The following is a 15,753-nucleotide window of genomic DNA, read 5'->3' as shown; positions in this document are numbered from 1 at the left end:
CTACCAATGGGTGTGCTTTCCCTTGTACCGGATTCCTCGTGTCAAGCGATCGCATTATTTTGTGTTTGATCGCACACATCTGGCCTACTTGAACATTCTCGAGAAGATCAACTGTGCCTATTGCTCCTATGGCAATGGCTTGATGGCTTATGGACGGGAGGTGGTGGGCTTGACCGAGCAGTATTGGTGTCCGATCAAGCATGCGCGTCGTGTTTTTCAAGCGCATCCTTACTACCACGACTTTGTGGACTATGGTGATGCGGCCAATTACCGCGAGCAGCTCGAACAAATGCGACAACAGCTGCAATTACTGAGTGGCGGGCAAGGGCAAGGGCCGCTGTCACAGCCTGGACAGCCGCAGTCCTCCAGCCTGTCTACATTTGGGGTCATGAAAACTTTCAATACTTTGGCCGATTTGGCCGCTTGCGTGGGCCAGGATGTGGCCTTGAGTGAGTGGGTCGAGATCACCCAGGAGCAAGTCAACCAGTTTGCTCAGGCGACCGGCGACCATCAGTGGATTCACGTCAATGTTGAGCGCGCCAAGCAAGGCCCGTTTGGTGCGCCGATTGCCCATGGCTTTTTGAGCTTGTCCTTGTTGTCGCAGTTTTTTGACAAAACGATTGTGGTGACCGAGGCGCGCATGGGGGTCAACTATGGCTTGAACAAAGTTCGCTTTATGGCGCCTGTGCCCGTGGGCAGTCGTTTGCGTGCGCATCTGCATTTGAAATCAGCCACTCCGCTGGAGGGCGGTGGTTTGCAATTGCAATGGAACGTGTCGCTGGAGCGTGAGGGCAGCGACAAGCCGGTTTGCGTGGCGGAGTCGCTGGTGCGTCTTTACGCTTGATTGTCTGAAGGGGCTTGGCTTGCCCCTTCAAAATGATTCTGTCGCCAAGCCTCGAACACAGTTACGGCCACGGCGTTGGACAGGTTCAGACTGCGTTGACCTTCGCGCATGGGCAGTTTGATGCGCTGGGCCAGAGGAAATTGTTCCCTTAGTTCAGGCGCCAGGCCACGGGTTTCGGCGCCAAACACCAGCCAATCTCCAGCTCGGAACGTCACAGTGTGCGCAATTTTGCTGCCTTTGGTAGTCAGTGCAAACATCCGATCAGCAGCGGGGTGTTCGGTGTCTAAAAAGGCTTGCCAGTTTTCATGGCGGCGCAAGGAGGCGTACTCGTGATAGTCCAGTCCTGCGCGGCGCATGTGTTTGTCGTCCATGGAAAAGCCCAGCGGTTCGATCAAATGCAGCGTGCAACCGGTGTTGGCTGCAAGTCGGATGACGTTGCCCGTGTTGGGGGGGATTTCGGGTTCGACAAGGACGATGTGAAACATGGCCGGTATTGTGCACTGCCGCGTTCAGCGGTAAAGGAACCGTGGCTTACGCGTGACCATGGCCTGTGCTGTCTGTTTCGGTGCGCGCCAGGACGATGGCGCTGATGTGTGATGCACCTGCTTGTCGCAGTACCTGCGCTGCGGTGTGCAACGACGCTCCGCTGGTCATGACGTCATCCACCAAGACCACCCGTTTGCCCCGGATTTCTTGGGCGCGCAAGGGCTCAACGGCAAAGGCTCCCTGGAGGTTGGACAAGCGTTCCGCTCTGGGAAGCGTGCGTTGGGCGGGTGTGTGGCGTGTGCGCAGGAGCAGCCGGGCATCGGTTTTTGGAGGGCTGAGCTTGTCAGCCAACAGCAGAGCCTGGTTGTAGCCGCGTTCAGCCAGACGTTGTGGGGATAATGGAATCGGCAGGACCCAGTCAGTAGCGTCCAGGGCGTCTTCTACCCCGGGTGCGCTCAACATCAGCGTGGCCAAAGGGCCTGCCCAGCCAGCTTGTTGCTGAAATTTGAGCTTGGCAATCAGTTCAATCCAGGGCCATGCGTAGGCGGTGGCCGTCAGGCATGAGTCCAGTGGTGGTGGTGATTTGATGCAACTGCCGCATTGTGCAGTCAGGGCAGGCAAGGGCAGGGCGCAGGTGCTGCAGCGTTGGACGGGGGGCGCAAAACGGCTAATGCAGAGGTCACACAAGGGCGCATGCGGCCAACTTCGGCACACCGCGCAACGACTGGGTAGCCAGCCCCAAGTCCCGTCAGGCCGGTGCGGTGCCAACGGTGAACTCAACTTTCTGAACAACTTGGCCCACATGAAATCAATATACTGCCGCCAACCCCCTGCCGACAAGTCAGCGTTTTCACCCTGCAGTGACTAAGGGTCGACGCAAATTCAAAATTTTTGATCCTTTAGCCATGTCTGTAACTGAACGCCCCCCCTCCCTGGACCCTGTTGCTGCAGCTCGGTGGGCTGCTCATCCTTTGCCGAGGAATGACTCGCCATGGCTGCACGAAGAAGTGGCTGCCCGCATGCAGGAACGGCTTGATTTCATCAAGTTGACGCCCCAGCGATGGGTACATTGGGAGCCATTGCGGGGCGGTTTGCGGGCACATCGGGCTTTACAGGAGCGTTACAAGGCTGCTCAGGTCTGGCTGGCAAGTGCACATCCGGCACAGGCTCTGGCTGCACAAAAAACGATTCAGAGCGCCTGGTGGCGTGCTTCCAGTTGGTGGGCTCCCAAGGTTCATGTCGGCATGCCACCACAAGGTCAGGCCCAGATGCTCTGGGCCAATATGCTCTTGCACACCAGTGCTGATCCACAAAAACTTATCCAAGCCTGGCATCAAGCTTTGGCGGTGGACGGTTTTCTGATGTTTTCATGCCTGGGGCCTGACACCTTGCGGGAGTTGCGTGATGCCTATGCACAGCAAGGCTGGCCAGCGCCTGCCCATGAGTTCACGGACATGCACGATTGGGGTGACATGCTGGTGCATGCCGGATTTGCAGAACCGGTCATGGACATGGAACGCATCACTTTGACCTATGAAACGCCAGAGCGGCTGCTGGCTGAAATGCGTGAGTTAGGGCGAAATCTGCATGTGCAGCGCTTTGCAGGTTTGCGCGGACGGCGCTGGCGGGAGCAGCTTTTAAAGTTATTGATGTCTTTGGCCAAGCCTGAAGAGGGAGGACGTTTGTCCTTGAGTTTTGAGATCGTTTATGGTCATGCTCTGAAACCTCAGCCTCGGTTGAGGGTTTCACCCCAGACCGAAATCGGCCTGGATCAAATGCGTCAAATGCTGCGCGGCAGGCCGGATATCTCTGACAAAGTTTGAGTTGAATCAAAACCCCTTCGTAACTCAGGTAAAATCCGCCCGAATTTAACCTCGGGGTGTGCCGCAAGGCCCGTTAGGTTGTTGAAAGTTGACGCGTGTCAAATTCGCTCTACCACTTTGCACAGGAGTCTGGCACCGCCATACATTGGCGGCTCCGGCGTAATTGCTCGGTGACGCCATCCCAGCTGGGCTGGCTTTATCTGTCAATGTGCATGGTTTCCTTGGGGATTGGTGGGTTCTTCTGGTTGCAGGGAGCCACTTTGGTGCTGGTTTTTGCCGGTTTGGAGCTTGCATTGGTTGGATTGGCCTTTTTGGCCTATGCCCGTCATGCAACGGATGGAGAGTGGATTTCACTGCAAGGCGCAAGTCTGGTGGTGGAGTGTGAATCTGCTGGTCGCAAAGAGCGGGCAGTGTTTTCGCGTCAATGGGTGAGTGTCGAGCCAAAGTCTGGTGACCACAGTCTGATTGAGTTGTCAGGCCAGGGTCGTTCGATTGAGGTGGGGCGTTTTGTACGGCCTGAATTGCGCCAGGTGCTGGCGCAAGAAATCAGAAAAGCATTGCGCACTGCGTGATGCGGGTTGGCATATCAGAAGAGTTCTGGTTTTGTCAAAGGTGTGGGTTCAACAGAGACTTGGAAGTTAGTGAGAACTATGAAGATCATTTCCAACAAATTGGCTTCGCTGCTGTCCCGCGCGGGCATTTTTATGGGTGCATGGCTGGCCACTGCGGCCCACGCTGTCAAAGATTTGCCGGGTGGCCCATCGGTCAATCAGCTTAATTTTGCGGCCCCAGTGACCAAAATTGCCGAAGAGCAACATTGGCTGCACTGGATGATGCTGATCATCTGTACGGTTGTTTTCATCGCTGTGTTTTCGGTGATGTTTTATTCCATCTGGAAGCACCGCAAATCGGTTGGCCACAAGCCGGCAACATTCAGTGAGTCAGTGACCGTAGAGATTCTTTGGACTGCGGCCCCCTTCCTGATTGTGATCTTGATGGCTTTGCCTGCGACCAAAGTCCTGGTGGCTCAGAAAGATACGACCAACGCTGACTTGACTGTCAAAGTGACTGGTTATCAATGGAAGTGGGGTTATGACTACCTCAAGGGTCAAGGTGAAGGCCTGAGCTATATCTCTACGCTTGACTCTTCCCAGCGTGCCATGTCGGATGCGGGCAAGCCTGAAGGCGACAATTACTTACTGAAAGTGGATTACCCATTGGTCGTCCCTGTCGGTCAAAAAATCCGTGTGATCACGACTGCTAACGATGTGATCCATGCGTTTATGGTGCCCGCTTTTGGCATTAAGCAAGACGCTATTCCGGGTTTTGTTCGGGACACATGGTTTCGCGCGGAAAAAACGGGTGACTACTACGGTCAGTGTGCTGAGTTGTGCGGCAAAGAACATGCTTACATGCCCATTCATGTGAAAGTATTGTCAGCAGAGGACTACACTGCTTGGGTGGATGCTGAGAAAAAGAAACAAGCAGCCAAGGCTGATGATCCAAGCAAGGTTTGGGCTTTGGATGATTTGACAAAGCGTGGAGAAAAGGTTTACGCCGCCAATTGTGCCGCCTGTCACCAAGCAAATGGTAAAGGGGCTGGTCCCATCAAGCCACTGGACGGCGCTGCCGTTGTTCAAGATGCCGATAAGTCCAAACAAATCGCTGTTTTGCTGAAGGGTCAAAACAACGGCGCCATGCCCGCTTGGAAGCAGTTGTCAGACACTGAAATCGCTGCGGTGATTACTTACACCAAAAACAACTGGTCCAACAAGACCGGCCAAATCGTCCAGCCTGCTGAAGTTTTGGCAGCCCGCAAGTAAGTCAGTACCGTAATTCAAAATAGAGGAAGTCAAGATGAGTGCCGTTCTAGACCATCACGATCACGCCCATGACGATCACGGTCACGCTCCTGCGGGCTGGCGTCGCTGGGTTTATGCCACCAACCACAAAGACATTGGTACCCTGTACCTGCTGTTCAGCTTCGCCATGTTGATGGTGGGAGGCGTTTTGGCCTTGCTGATTCGAGCTGAACTTTTTCAGCCAGGTCTGCAAGTGGTCAACCCTGAGTTGTTCAATCAGTTCACCACCATGCACGGCATCATCATGGTGTTCGGTGCGATCATGCCGGCCTTCGTGGGCTTTGCGAACTGGATGCTGCCCTTGCAAGTCGGTGCTTCAGACATGGCTTTTGCACGCATGAACAACTTCAGCTTCTGGCTGATGATTCCTGCTGCAGCAATGCTGGTGGGTTCATTCTTCATGCCTGGTGGGGCACCTGCTGCGGGCTGGACGCTTTATGCTCCGCTGACCTTGCAAATGGGGCCTTCGATGGACGCTGGTATTTTTGCCATGCACATCCTGGGTGCTTCGTCCATCATGGGTTCGATCAACATCATCGTGACCATCCTGAACATGCGCGCTCCGGGCATGACCTTGATGAAGATGCCCATGTTCGCCTGGACTTGGCTGATCACTGCTTACCTGCTGATTGCCGTCATGCCTGTTTTGGCTGGTGCAATCACAATGACGCTGACAGACCGTCACTTTGGTACCAGCTTCTTCAACCCCGCTGGCGGTGGTGATCCAGTTATGTACCAGCACATCTTCTGGTTCTTCGGTCACCCTGAGGTGTACATCATGATTTTGCCGGCCTTCGGCATCATCAGCCAAATTGTGCCTGCTTTCGCCCGCAAGAAATTGTTTGGCTATGCCTCCATGGTGTATGCCACATCGTCCATCGCTATTTTGTCGTTCATCGTGTGGGCTCACCACATGTTTACGACCGGAATGCCAGTGACAGGTCAATTGTTTTTCATGTACGCCACGATGCTGATTGCCGTGCCTACCGCGGTGAAAATCTTCAACTGGATCGCCACCATGTGGCGCGGTTCCATGACATTTGAAACCCCCATGCTGTTTGCTGTGGGCTTCATCTTCGTATTCACCATGGGTGGTTTCACCGGTCTGATTCTGGCCATGGCCCCAATCGACATTCAGCTGCAAGATACATACTACGTCGTCGCCCACTTCCACTATGTGCTGGTGGCGGGCTCTTTGTTCGCCCTGTTTGCTGGCTACTACTATTGGTCACCCAAGTGGACGGGCGTGATGTACAACGAAACACGTGGCAAAGTACATTTCTGGTGGTCGCTGATTTCCTTCAACGTCACTTTCTTCCCTATGCACTTTCTGGGTCTGGCTGGCATGCCACGTCGTTATGCTGATTACCCCATGCAGTTCACTGACTTCAACATGGTTGCTTCGGTCGGTGCCTTCTTCTTCGGTTTTGCTCAGGTGTACTTCTTCTTGTTCGTGGTGTTGCCAACCATGCGTGGTCAAGGCGAAAAAGCAGTTCAAAAGCCTTGGGAAGCAGCAGAGGGCCTGGAGTGGGAAGTTCCTTCGCCAGCACCTTTCCATACATTTGAAAACCCACCCAAGCTGGATGCAAGCGCAACCCGCGTGATTGGTTGATTCGGAGCACCACATGGCGATGACACCCGAACAAAAGAAAAGCAATGTTCGCTTAGGCTTGATTTTGGCTTCGGTGGCACTTGCCATTTTGGTCGGATTTGTCGCCAAGCTTGTTTTGCTCAGTCGCTGAAAGATCCGGCATGAACGTGCGTGGTGAAAACTTGAAGATGGTTGGCAAACTGACAGTGGTCACAGCAGCCATGTTCGGTTTTGGCTATGCATTGATTCCAATTTACAAGCACATTTGTGAAGTGACGGGCATCAATATTCTGACAATTTCAGAACGCTTGGTGCCCGGCAATGGCACTGCAGGAGTGGGAGCCAATCAGCCTGCCAATACGCAGGTTGATAAGTCTCGTACCATCATGGTTGAATTTGATGCGAATGTTCGTGGTCCTTGGGAATTCAAACCAGAAACACGTTCAATTCAGGTTCATCCTGGTGAATTGAATACGGTCATGTACGAGTTTCAGAACGTCCAGAATCGACGCATGTCGGCGCAGGCCATTCCAAGCTACGCACCCCATCAAGCGGCCAGCCATTTCAACAAGCTCGAATGTTTTTGCTTTAACCAGTACACGTTGGAGCCTGGAGAGAAAAAGAGATGGCCTGTGGCTTTTGTGATTGATCCCAAATTGTCAAAAGATGTGAAGACCATCACACTGTCCTACACGTTTTTTGAGGTGGGGGGTAAAACACCTTCGGCACCTGTAGCTGCGCAATCCATGTTGAAAAAACAGGGTGTCGGCTCATGACTGGCCCGGTGTTGCCTGAGCGCAAAGGTTCCCTGATCCGCACTGTTCAAGCGGTGTTGTGGTCATTCATTGGTATTCGCAAAACTGCGGATTATCAGCAAGATATCGAGAAGCTCAATCCATTTCACATATTGGGTGTGGGGATTGCAGCAGCTTTGTTGTTTGTACTGGGGCTGATTGCCTTGGTCAATTGGGTCGTGGGCCAGCCCACGGGTCTGTAACCCCAAGATTTGATTTCGAAAGAAAAGAGAGCAGGAGTCACCATGAGTTCAGCAGCGCACGGCACTACGCCTTATTACTTTGTCCCCCATGAGTCGCGCCATCCGGTGATGGCTGCCATTGGTTTGTTCTTCGTGATTCTGGGCGCAGGCCAATGGATCAATGGTGCAGGCTGGGGTATGTATTCCCTTTTCTTCGGTTTGATTTGGTGGTTAACCGTTCTGTATCAGTGGTTCAAGGAGTCCATCTCTGAAAGTGAAGGCGGTCAATATGGTCGCAAAATCGATTTGTCTTACCGCTGGAGCATGACTTGGTTCATCTTCTCCGAGGTGATGTTCTTTGGTGCATTTTTTACGGCCTTGTGGTGGGCCCGTACGCACTCGGTGCCGGCCCTCGGTAGCCTTGACAACGCCTTACTCTGGCCTGATTTCAAAGCGGTGTGGCCCACACTGGCTGCTGGTGCGACCACTTCACCTGCAGGCATCATCGAGCCCTTCCAGACCATGACACCGTTCTGGCTGCCAACCATCAACACCGCATTGTTGTTGACCTCGGGTGTGACCTTGACAATTGCTCACCATGCCATGCAGCATGGTGATCGCACCAAGACCATCAAATTCATGTGGATGACCGTTTTGCTGGGTATCGTATTCTTGTTCGTGCAAGGCTATGAATATGCACATGCCTGGAGCGACATGAACTTAAAATTGTCCTCAGGTGTCTACGGTTCAACCTTTTACATGTTGACAGGCTTCCACGGCTTCCACGTGTTCGTCGGTATGCTGATGCTGTTGGTCATCACATTGCGTTTGCAAAAAGGGCACTTCACGCCTGAGCGTCATTTCGGCTTTGAAGGTGCTGCTTGGTATTGGCACTTTGTTGACGTGGTTTGGCTGGGCCTGTACATTCTGGTTTACTGGATGTAATGCATCAGCATGTCAATAAAAAAGCGCCGTAAGGCGCTTTTTTATTGATGGCTCGACTGTTGTGTTCAAGCACCAGATGGGATGCCTGTGGGGTGTATCCAGCCCATCTTCCAGGAGATGAGCACACCTACAAAGAGCAAAATGGACAGACCGACGCGAAAAGCGAGGGCTGTAGCCATGTTGCGTTTGGGTGGCGATTCGCCATCATTTCGCGGTGCGCCACTGCGCATCATGTAGATCAAGGCCGAAGCCAAACTTGCCAAAATGGCGACAAAAGCAATGACAACCAGTATTTTCATGAGGCACATTATCCAATGAGTGAGCGAACAGCGCTTTGGCAGCGTGTGCTGATCTTGATCCTGTCCATATTAGGGATGGCTATAACTGTTTATTTGGGCATATGGCAGCTGGGTCGGGGTGCACAGAAGGTAGCTTTACAAGAGTCCAAGCAGCAGCAAGCAGCACTGGCGCCGTTGGATGGCCTGAGTCTTGGCAGTGCCTCCGACTCAGTGGACAACAGGCGAGGAATGATTTACCGGAAATTCCAGATCCAAGGACACTGGCTGAATAAGCATACGGTCTACCTCGAAAATCGACAAATGCACGGCCGTCCTGGATTTTTTGTCATGACCCCCTTCAAACTTTTACAAAGTGACGTAGTCATTTTGGTCCAAAGAGGCTGGGCGCCACGTTCATTCAGCGATAGAGCGGCATTGCCAAACATTGCAACACCCAATGAGGAAGTCCGTATTCAAGGGCATTTGGCCCCATGGCCTTCGCGGCTGTATGACTTTGGCGGAGAGGAGGTGGGGCAGATACGGCAAAATCTCGACTTCGCTCAATACAAGCTGCAATCAGCATTGCCCCTGCTGGAAGTCAGCTTGTTGCAAGATGGTCCTGCATCAGAAGGGTTGCTGCGTGATTGGCCTGCACCAGTCAACGGTGCTGAAAAGCACCAAGGTTATGCTTTTCAATGGTTTGGGCTCAGTGTCCTGATCGCTTTACTTTATGTCTGGTTTCAAATTGTCCAACCTCGAAGATCAAAAAAAGTTGTCTGATATGCCTCTTGGCATGACGGTTCACTCTTTGCCTCATCCCGATGAGGTCGCGCACGCAGATGAGCTGCGCACTCGCATGGGCAGATGGAAAATGGTCGTTTTGATGCTGATTTGTGCATCACCGGTGATTGCGTCATATTTCACTTATTACGTTGTGCGACCCGATGGTCGTCGTAACTATGGTGAACTTATATCGCCACAAAAAGACATGCCACAAGTCCATGCAACTGATTTGAAGGGTCAATCCGTAGCATTGAACAGCTTGAAGGGGCAGTGGCTACTTGTCACCGTGGCAGCGGGCCATTGTGCTGAACGCTGTCAGCAAAACCTGTATTTCCAGCGTCAATTGCGAGAGGTGCTGGGAAAGGATAAAGATCGGGTAGATCGCGTATTGCTAGTGACTGATAAAGCGTCAGTGTCAGACAGTTTGTTGCCCGCTTTGAATCAAGCTTATGTGCTTAGACTAGAGGCATCTATATTGCGGTCTTGGTTGAGTCCTTCACAAGGCTATCAATTAGAAGATCATCTGTATGTCATTGACCCGATGGGTAATTTTATGATGCGTTTCCCCGCCAACATGGATGTGCCCAGTGCCACCAAAGCCAAAAAGGATTTGGAGCGATTGCTGCGTGCTTCTGCATCGTGGGACCAGCCAGGGCGTTGAAATATGGAGCAAGTGAATCTGTTCAACTGGGCCCCTGTATTACAAATCATGGGCGCTGGCTTGGCTGTAGCCGTTGTACCTTTGACCTGGTCGATGTGGCGAAATCGACAGACTTCTGCAAGCGGCCGTTTGCAAACACTGACGTTGCTGACGCTCTTCCTCACTTTTGATCTCATTTTATTTGGTGCGTTTACACGTCTTACAGATTCAGGTTTGGGTTGTCCAGATTGGCCGGGGTGTTACGGTAGTGCGACCCCTCTTGGCGCACAAATGCAAATTCATGCCGCCCAAGCAGCATTGCCTACTGGGCCTGTGACGCATGGCAAAGCCTGGGTTGAGATGGTGCATCGTTACATGGCCACTGGGGTTGGCGTGTTGATTCTCAGTCTGACGGTGCTGACCTGGCGTCAGAAGCACAGCCATCCCTTGACCGCGCGCAATGCATGGTGGCCGGTGTTCACCTTGGTGTGGGTGTGTGTGCAAGGAGCTTTCGGTGCGCTCACGGTGACGATGAAACTGTTTCCGGCCATTGTGACTTTGCACTTGTTATTTGGAATCGGTTTGCTGGCTTTGTTAACTGCTCAGACGGTTCAAAATGACGATAGGGAACGTTTTACTTTGCCAGTCCACATACACAGGGGCTTGATCGTTGCTTGGGTCTTGGTATGGCTACAGATCGCTTTGGGTGGCTGGGTGAGTACCAATTATGCGGTGCTGGCTTGTTCAGGTTTCCCTTCGTGCAATGGCAGTTGGTGGCCAGTGATGGATGGACAAGGCTTTGGGCTTTGGCGTGAGCTTGGCCATGACACTGACGGTCAGCTGCTGCCGTTTGCTGCTTTGACGGCTATTCATTATGTTCACCGCAGTGCGGCATGGCTGGTCCTGACCGTGTTGCTGTGGCTTGGCTGGCGTCTTCGTGCTGTTGAAGGCATGTCACGTTTGTCGAAATTACTGTTGATATTGGTCGGCTTGCAATTGATCACCGGGATGAGCAATGTGGTTTTAGATTGGCCATTGGTCTCAGCGATAGCGCATACTGGTGGAGCATCGGCCATGGTGGTTGTACTCACGTGGGCATTGCGCACGAGCCGCACAACTACTTCTCTTCATTCGGCCGCATATCACGTGACCGGAGCTTCATCTTTTGATTCAAGGCCTGCTGCATGAATGCTGCTACTGCTTCTTCCTCTGCTTGGCGGCAATACAACGCGCTGACAAAGCCCCGTGTCATTCAACTGATTGTGTTTTGTGCACTGATTGGGATGGTGTTGGCCGTGCCAGGTGTGCCTGGCTCGGCTGAACTTGTCGTTGGTTTCTGGGCTTGCCTGGGAATATGGTTGGTCGCTGGCGCTGCTGCGGCGTTTAACTGTTTGATTGAAAAAACCATTGACTCCAAAATGAAGCGCACCGCCTGGCGCCCTACCGCTAAAGGCGAGTTAAGCGATCAACAGGCTTTGCTTTTTTCTGCTTTGTTGTGTACGGCAGGGTCAACCATCTTGTTTCTGATGGTCAATCCACTGACCATGTGGCTGACATTCGCCACATTCGTGGGGTATGCGATTGTCTACACAGTGATTTTGAAACCACTCACGCCACAAAACATCGTCATCGGTGGTGCCAGCGGCGCTATGCCGCCCGTTTTGGGCTGGGCGGCCATGACCGGCGATGTCGGCCCGGAAGCACTGATCTTGTTCCTGATTATTTTTCTGTGGACGCCACCTCACTTCTGGGCCTTGGCTTTGTACCGTGTGGAGGATTACCGCAAATCCGGTCTACCCATGCTGCCGGTCACGCATGGCAATGAATTCACACGACTGCAAATCTTGCTTTACACAGTGGTTTTGATGGCGGCCTGCTTGATGCCTTTCGTGTACGGCATGAGTTCCTGGCTTTACCTGAGTGTGGCCGTGGTGCTCAGCATTGGTTTTATTGGTTATGCGGTGGCGCTTTTCCATGAGTATTCGGATGAACTTGCACGTAAGACGTTTCGTTTTTCATTGATCCATCTGAGTGCTTTGTTTGCAGCCTTGCTGGTGGATCATTATCTTTTTTGAGCGCTCATGAACAAACGACAACTATTCAATGCTTTGGCTTTTGCGGCTGTAGTCAGCTTGACGGCATGCGGTGAAGACAAACCTGCGTTTCATGGAGTTGATATCACTGGAGCAGACTATGCCCAAGGATGGGAACTCAGTGATCAGAATGGTCAGGTGCGTACTCTGAAGGATTTTTCCGGCAAAGTCGTGATCGTGTTTTTTGGATACACCCAGTGCCCTGATGTTTGTCCCACCACAATGCAGGAAATGGTGGAAGTCAAGCGTTTGCTGGGTCCTGATGGCGATCGCGTGCAAAGCGTATTCATCACGATCGATCCGGAGCGCGATACAGCCAACTTGCTCCAGCAATACATGGCCAGTTTTGATCCTGGATTTGTGGCTTTGCGACCAAGCCCTCAGCAATTACCGCAAGTGACCAAAGCCTTCAAGATTTATTACAAAAAGATTGAAGGCAAGTCAACGACCAGTTACACCATGGATCACTCAGCGGGAAGCTTCACTTTTGATCCCCAAGGTCGTGTCCGGTTGTACAACCGTTATGGCAGTGGCGCTCAAGCGCTGGCAGAAGATGTAAAAATTTTGCTCAAAGCGCGATGATTGTGTGCCAATAGCCCCTCTTTGTTTTGAAGAAGCAAAAAGCCCGCATCAGCGGGCTTTTTGCATTGGGTTGAGATGAACTTTCAGTCATCTCGGAGAACAAGAAATTATTTCTTGCCTTTACCCTTGCCTTTGGTTTCTTCAGCAGGTGCAGCAGGAGCTGCCACCACTTCTTCAACTGGAGCTACCACTGACACCAGAACAGGGTTCTTTTTGCCATGGGTCACCGCCTTGCAGCCAGTGGGCAAAGTGATGTCGTTCAGGTGAAGTGAATTGCCTTTGGTCAGGCCCTTCAGATCCACCGCAATGAATTCTGGCAAGTTGGCAGGCAAGCAAGCCACTTCGATGTCTGTCACGACGTGGTTGATCAAGCACTTGTCGGTCTTGACGGCTTCGGACTCTTCTTCGCCGCTGAAGTGCAATGGCACTTTCATGTGCAAAGTGGTGTTGGCATCGACGCGTTGAAAGTCAATGTGTTGCACCAATTGCTTGTAGGGGTGCATTTGGTAATCACGCAATAGCACTTTGCTGCTTTGACCGTTGAATTCCATCTCGAGGATCGAAGCGTGGAAAGCTTCTTTCTTCAGAGCATGCCACAAAGCATTGTGGTCCAGCTCAATGAGCTGAGGGGCCGATGTGGAACCGTAAACGATGCCAGGTGTGCGACCGGCATTGCGCAGACGGCGGCTCGCACCCGTACCCTGCTTGGAACGCTCAAAAGCGACAAATTTCATAGCTATCTCCATCAGAGGGCTCACCGCGACCAGTGATGCCCTGACTCAAAAAAGCCTGCCAGTCCATGTGGACGGCAGGCCGCATGTGGCCCGAACAGGATCAGATTTGATCCGAGAACAGGCTCATCACCGACTCTCCGTTGGCGATCCGGTGCATCGTTTCAGCGATGAGCGGGGCCACAGAAAGTTGGCGAATCTTAGTGCAGGCGGCAGCTTGTGCCGTCAGCGGAATTGTGTTGGTCACGACGACTTCGTCCAGGGCATCGCCTTTGGAGATGCGGTCGATGGCCGGGCCCGAGAAGATCGGGTGTGTGCAATAGGCGTAAACTTTTTTGGCACCGCGCTCTTTGAGCACTTCGGCCGCTTTGACCAATGTGCCTGCGGTGTCGATCATGTCGTCCATGATCACGCAGTTGCGGCCTTCGATCTCGCCGATCACGTGCATGACTTCGCTAACGTTGGCTTTGGGGCGGCGCTTGTCAATGATGGCCAGATCGCAGCCGAGTTGCTTGGCCAGAGCACGGGCACGCACCACACCGCCGACGTCAGGTGAGACGACGATCAGGTCTTCGTAGTTTTTCTGGCGCAGATCGCCCAGCAAAACAGGCGAGGCGTAGATGTTGTCGACGGGGATGTCGAAAAATCCCTGAATTTGGTCGGCGTGCAAGTCCATGGTCAGGACGCGGTCAACGCCCACGGCTTGCAACATGTTGGCCACTACCTTGGCCGTGATCGGCACACGTGAAGAGCGTGGGCGACGGTCCTGGCGAGCATAGCCAAAGTAAGGGATGACAGCGCTGATGCGGCCAGCCGATGCGCGCTTGAGCGCATCAACCATGATCAAAAGTTCCATCAGGTTTTCGTTGGTCGGGGCGCAGGTCGACTGCACTACGAAGACTTCACGTGCGCGGACGTTTTGCTTGAGTTCGACGGTGACTTCACCGTCAGAGAAGCGGCCTACATCGGCAGCACCCAACTGGGTGCCCAGATGGTGAGCAATTTCGGCAGCCAATACAGGGTTGGCATTGCCGGTGAACAGCATGAAGTCGGGGGTGTTTGAAGCAGGCTGCATGTGCATTCCAGCGATCAGAAAATGGGGCCTGTACGAATGAACGTATTTGGCAGGGGAGAAAGGATTCGAACCTTTGCATGCCGGAATCAAAATCCGGTGCCTTAACCAACTTGGCGACTCCCCTACACGGGTTGACTGCTGAAACAGCAGCCTACCTATAATTGTCGCTGGCTGCCCAACCTACAAGAGGATGAGCATCCAAATTGCTGCATCTACGCACTGTCCAGTGGTCAGGGACCAAAACTGTCTGTGTGCCTGGTTTGCAGTGTGCAAATACTGCACTACCAGAACCTGTCATTTTCCCGTCTAATCCCGCGTCATTGAGCACTTTGAGTGCATGTTTGACATCTGGACATAATGTTTCTACGACAGCTTGCAAATCATTGTGACCGAAGTCATATGTCTGTGCAGCGAAGACCGCAATTGTAGCAGCATTTGTGTCCCGTTTTAGGCTTGCGTGAGCAAAAATTTGAGAAGTTTCGATTCCAGCACTGGGTTTGATGACGTAGAAGTCAGCGCGTGGCAGTTCAATGGGGGTAATTTTTTCACCCACACCTTCCACCCAGGCATTCCGGCCGCGCAGAAAAAATGGCACATCGGCACCCAATTGAAGCCCCAATTTTTCAAGTCGTGGAAGATCCAGTTTTAAATTCCACAGTTGATTCAGTGCCAGCAGGCAAGTGGCTGCATCCGAAGAGCCGCCGCCCATGCCTGCTTGGGCGGGAATTCGTTTTTCAACCGCGATGTGCACGCCTTCGGTACAACCCGTATGTTGTTGAAGCAGCCGAGCAGCCCGTGTGATCAAGTCATCGGCTGGCAGTTTGACGGTGAGGTCTTCGCGGCTGATCACGGCGTTTGGCCGTTTTTCAAAATGTAAGGTGTCACACCAGTCGATCAACATGAACACCGATTCAAGCAAGTGATATCCATCATCCCGGCGGCCAGTGATGTGTAAAAAAAGGTTCAGTTTGGCTGGGGCGGGTACATCGTGCAGCGATTTCATGATGTGATTATCGCCAGCAACCGTTTTTGTATCGTGCTTGT

General features: G+C 52.7%; 20 protein-coding genes and 1 tRNA gene. 14 read left to right on the top strand and 7 right to left on the bottom strand.

The window, feature by feature from the left end; all coding sequences use genetic code 11:
• Positions 1-388: 388 nt before the first annotated feature.
• Complete coding sequence (locus B9Z51_RS10015; protein ID WP_108374933.1) at positions 389-844, top strand: MaoC family dehydratase; 456 nt, start codon at positions 389-391, stop codon at positions 842-844.
• Here the strand turns inward: B9Z51_RS10015 and trmL are convergent.
• Together trmL and B9Z51_RS10005 are read right to left on the bottom strand one after the other, a co-directional pair.
• Positions 835-1,329 (bottom strand): tRNA (uridine(34)/cytosine(34)/5-carboxymethylaminomethyluridine(34)-2'-O)-methyltransferase TrmL, encoded by a 495-nt coding sequence (gene trmL / locus B9Z51_RS10010; protein WP_108374158.1) that lies wholly within the window; start codon positions 1,327-1,329, stop codon positions 835-837. The two genes, B9Z51_RS10015 and trmL, sit on opposite strands and share 10 nt — an antisense overlap.
• Positions 1,330-1,375: 46 nt before the next feature.
• The gene (locus B9Z51_RS10005) at positions 1,376-2,134 is read right to left on the bottom strand and encodes a ComF family protein (protein ID WP_108374155.1); all 759 of its coding nucleotides are present in this window, start codon (positions 2,132-2,134) and stop codon (positions 1,376-1,378) included.
• 101 nt (positions 2,135-2,235) lie between these two features.
• Here B9Z51_RS10005 and B9Z51_RS10000 point away from each other — a divergent pair, with 101 nt between their 5' ends.
• The 8 genes from B9Z51_RS10000 to B9Z51_RS09970 all read left to right on the top strand — a co-directional run bounded on the left by B9Z51_RS10000 (position 2,236) and on the right by B9Z51_RS09970 (position 8,527).
• Entirely contained in the window at positions 2,236-3,153 is a 918-nt protein-coding gene (locus B9Z51_RS10000) for a biotin synthase (RefSeq protein WP_108374153.1), read from the top strand.
• A 95-nt stretch (positions 3,154-3,248) separates the two neighbouring features.
• Positions 3,249-3,725 (top strand): DUF2244 domain-containing protein, encoded by a 477-nt coding sequence (locus B9Z51_RS09995; RefSeq protein ID WP_108374151.1) that lies wholly within the window; start codon positions 3,249-3,251, stop codon positions 3,723-3,725.
• A gap of 78 nt (positions 3,726-3,803) precedes the next feature.
• Positions 3,804-4,976, top strand: coding sequence for a cytochrome c oxidase subunit II (coxB, locus tag B9Z51_RS09990; RefSeq protein ID WP_108374149.1), 1,173 nt, complete (start codon positions 3,804-3,806; stop codon positions 4,974-4,976).
• Between the two features lie 34 nt (positions 4,977-5,010).
• Complete coding sequence (ctaD, locus tag B9Z51_RS09985; protein ID WP_108374147.1) at positions 5,011-6,627, top strand: cytochrome c oxidase subunit I; 1,617 nt, start codon at positions 5,011-5,013, stop codon at positions 6,625-6,627.
• 19 nt (positions 6,628-6,646) lie between these two features.
• Positions 6,647-6,757, top strand: a complete 111-nt coding sequence (locus B9Z51_RS18815; RefSeq protein WP_233254941.1) for a cytochrome oxidase small assembly protein — start codon at positions 6,647-6,649, stop codon at positions 6,755-6,757.
• A gap of 10 nt (positions 6,758-6,767) precedes the next feature.
• Positions 6,768-7,382 carry a cytochrome c oxidase assembly protein gene (locus B9Z51_RS09980; protein ID WP_108374145.1) on the top strand — a complete coding sequence of 205 codons (615 nt, stop codon included), beginning with the start codon at positions 6,768-6,770 and terminating at the stop codon, positions 7,380-7,382.
• The gene (locus B9Z51_RS09975; RefSeq protein ID WP_108374143.1) at positions 7,379-7,603 is read left to right on the top strand and encodes a DUF2970 domain-containing protein; all 225 of its coding nucleotides are present in this window, start codon (positions 7,379-7,381) and stop codon (positions 7,601-7,603) included. The genes B9Z51_RS09980 and B9Z51_RS09975 overlap by 4 nt, the downstream gene beginning before the upstream one ends.
• Positions 7,604-7,645: 42 nt before the next feature.
• Complete coding sequence (locus tag B9Z51_RS09970; protein ID WP_108374141.1) at positions 7,646-8,527, top strand: cytochrome c oxidase subunit 3; 882 nt, start codon at positions 7,646-7,648, stop codon at positions 8,525-8,527.
• Between the two features lie 65 nt (positions 8,528-8,592).
• Here the strand turns inward: B9Z51_RS09970 and B9Z51_RS09965 are convergent, their stop codons facing one another.
• Positions 8,593-8,826, bottom strand: a complete 234-nt coding sequence (locus B9Z51_RS09965) for a twin transmembrane helix small protein (protein ID WP_108374139.1) — start codon at positions 8,824-8,826, stop codon at positions 8,593-8,595.
• Positions 8,827-8,841: 15 nt separating this feature from the next.
• Here B9Z51_RS09965 and B9Z51_RS09960 point away from each other — a divergent pair, with 15 nt between their 5' ends.
• The 5 genes from B9Z51_RS09960 to B9Z51_RS09940 are packed head-to-tail and all read left to right on the top strand — an operon-like array spanning position 8,842 to position 12,903.
• Positions 8,842-9,585 (top strand): SURF1 family protein, encoded by a 744-nt coding sequence (locus B9Z51_RS09960; protein WP_108374137.1) that lies wholly within the window; start codon positions 8,842-8,844, stop codon positions 9,583-9,585.
• A complete protein-coding gene (locus B9Z51_RS09955; RefSeq protein ID WP_108374135.1) occupies positions 9,536-10,249 on the top strand; it encodes a hypothetical protein in 714 nt (237 codons plus the stop codon). Before B9Z51_RS09960 ends, B9Z51_RS09955 begins: the two co-directional genes overlap by 50 nt.
• A 3-nt stretch (positions 10,250-10,252) precedes the next feature.
• A complete protein-coding gene (locus B9Z51_RS09950; RefSeq protein WP_108374133.1) occupies positions 10,253-11,416 on the top strand; it encodes a heme A synthase in 1,164 nt (387 codons plus the stop codon).
• Positions 11,413-12,303 carry a heme o synthase gene (gene cyoE, locus B9Z51_RS09945; protein ID WP_108374131.1) on the top strand — a complete coding sequence of 297 codons (891 nt, stop codon included), beginning with the start codon at positions 11,413-11,415 and terminating at the stop codon, positions 12,301-12,303. Before B9Z51_RS09950 ends, cyoE begins: the two co-directional genes overlap by 4 nt.
• A gap of 6 nt (positions 12,304-12,309) precedes the next feature.
• On the top strand, positions 12,310-12,903 hold the full coding sequence (locus tag B9Z51_RS09940) for an SCO family protein (protein WP_108374129.1): 594 nt from the start codon (positions 12,310-12,312) through the stop codon (positions 12,901-12,903).
• Positions 12,904-13,010: 107 nt separating this feature from the next.
• Here the strand turns inward: B9Z51_RS09940 and B9Z51_RS09935 are convergent, their stop codons facing one another.
• The 4 genes from B9Z51_RS09935 to ispE all read right to left on the bottom strand — a co-directional run bounded on the left by B9Z51_RS09935 (position 13,011) and on the right by ispE (position 15,712).
• Positions 13,011-13,637, bottom strand: coding sequence for a 50S ribosomal protein L25/general stress protein Ctc (locus B9Z51_RS09935; RefSeq protein WP_108374127.1), 627 nt, complete (start codon positions 13,635-13,637; stop codon positions 13,011-13,013).
• Between the two features lie 100 nt (positions 13,638-13,737).
• The gene (locus B9Z51_RS09930) at positions 13,738-14,715 is read right to left on the bottom strand and encodes a ribose-phosphate pyrophosphokinase (RefSeq protein WP_369958930.1); all 978 of its coding nucleotides are present in this window, start codon (positions 14,713-14,715) and stop codon (positions 13,738-13,740) included.
• Positions 14,716-14,756: 41 nt separating this feature from the next.
• Positions 14,757-14,833, bottom strand: a tRNA-Gln gene (locus tag B9Z51_RS09925).
• 27 nt (positions 14,834-14,860) lie between these two features.
• Positions 14,861-15,712, bottom strand: coding sequence for a 4-(cytidine 5'-diphospho)-2-C-methyl-D-erythritol kinase (gene ispE / locus B9Z51_RS09920; RefSeq protein ID WP_108374125.1), 852 nt, complete (start codon positions 15,710-15,712; stop codon positions 14,861-14,863).
• Positions 15,713-15,753 lie beyond the last annotated feature (41 nt).

Source organism: Limnohabitans sp. T6-5, from assembly GCF_003063315.1.
Lineage (GTDB): Bacteria > Pseudomonadota > Gammaproteobacteria > Burkholderiales > Burkholderiaceae_C > Limnohabitans_A.
Note: the sequence above shows the minus strand (reverse complement) of the source record. Positions and strands in the feature narration are given on the sequence as shown.

Coding starts and splice junctions, on each gene's coding strand:
- B9Z51_RS10015 (WP_108374933.1), top strand. CDS start 389: ATGAAAACTTTCAATACTTTGGCCGATTTGGCCGCTTGCGTGGGCCAG.
- trmL (WP_108374158.1), bottom strand. CDS start 1,329: ATGTTTCACATCGTCCTTGTCGAACCCGAAATCCCCCCCAACACGGGC.
- B9Z51_RS10005 (WP_108374155.1), bottom strand. CDS start 2,134: ATGTGGGCCAAGTTGTTCAGAAAGTTGAGTTCACCGTTGGCACCGCAC.
- B9Z51_RS10000 (WP_108374153.1), top strand. CDS start 2,236: ATGTCTGTAACTGAACGCCCCCCCTCCCTGGACCCTGTTGCTGCAGCT.
- coxB (WP_108374149.1), top strand. CDS start 3,804: ATGAAGATCATTTCCAACAAATTGGCTTCGCTGCTGTCCCGCGCGGGC.
- ctaD (WP_108374147.1), top strand. CDS start 5,011: ATGAGTGCCGTTCTAGACCATCACGATCACGCCCATGACGATCACGGT.
- B9Z51_RS18815 (WP_233254941.1), top strand. CDS start 6,647: ATGACACCCGAACAAAAGAAAAGCAATGTTCGCTTAGGCTTGATTTTG.
- B9Z51_RS09980 (WP_108374145.1), top strand. CDS start 6,768: ATGAACGTGCGTGGTGAAAACTTGAAGATGGTTGGCAAACTGACAGTG.
- B9Z51_RS09975 (WP_108374143.1), top strand. CDS start 7,379: ATGACTGGCCCGGTGTTGCCTGAGCGCAAAGGTTCCCTGATCCGCACT.
- B9Z51_RS09970 (WP_108374141.1), top strand. CDS start 7,646: ATGAGTTCAGCAGCGCACGGCACTACGCCTTATTACTTTGTCCCCCAT.
- B9Z51_RS09965 (WP_108374139.1), bottom strand. CDS start 8,826: ATGAAAATACTGGTTGTCATTGCTTTTGTCGCCATTTTGGCAAGTTTG.
- B9Z51_RS09960 (WP_108374137.1), top strand. CDS start 8,842: ATGAGTGAGCGAACAGCGCTTTGGCAGCGTGTGCTGATCTTGATCCTG.
- B9Z51_RS09955 (WP_108374135.1), top strand. CDS start 9,536: ATGTCTGGTTTCAAATTGTCCAACCTCGAAGATCAAAAAAAGTTGTCT.
- B9Z51_RS09950 (WP_108374133.1), top strand. CDS start 10,253: ATGGAGCAAGTGAATCTGTTCAACTGGGCCCCTGTATTACAAATCATG.
- cyoE (WP_108374131.1), top strand. CDS start 11,413: ATGAATGCTGCTACTGCTTCTTCCTCTGCTTGGCGGCAATACAACGCG.
- B9Z51_RS09940 (WP_108374129.1), top strand. CDS start 12,310: ATGAACAAACGACAACTATTCAATGCTTTGGCTTTTGCGGCTGTAGTC.
- B9Z51_RS09935 (WP_108374127.1), bottom strand. CDS start 13,637: ATGAAATTTGTCGCTTTTGAGCGTTCCAAGCAGGGTACGGGTGCGAGC.
- B9Z51_RS09930 (WP_369958930.1), bottom strand. CDS start 14,715: ATGCACATGCAGCCTGCTTCAAACACCCCCGACTTCATGCTGTTCACC.
- ispE (WP_108374125.1), bottom strand. CDS start 15,712: ATGAAATCGCTGCACGATGTACCCGCCCCAGCCAAACTGAACCTTTTT.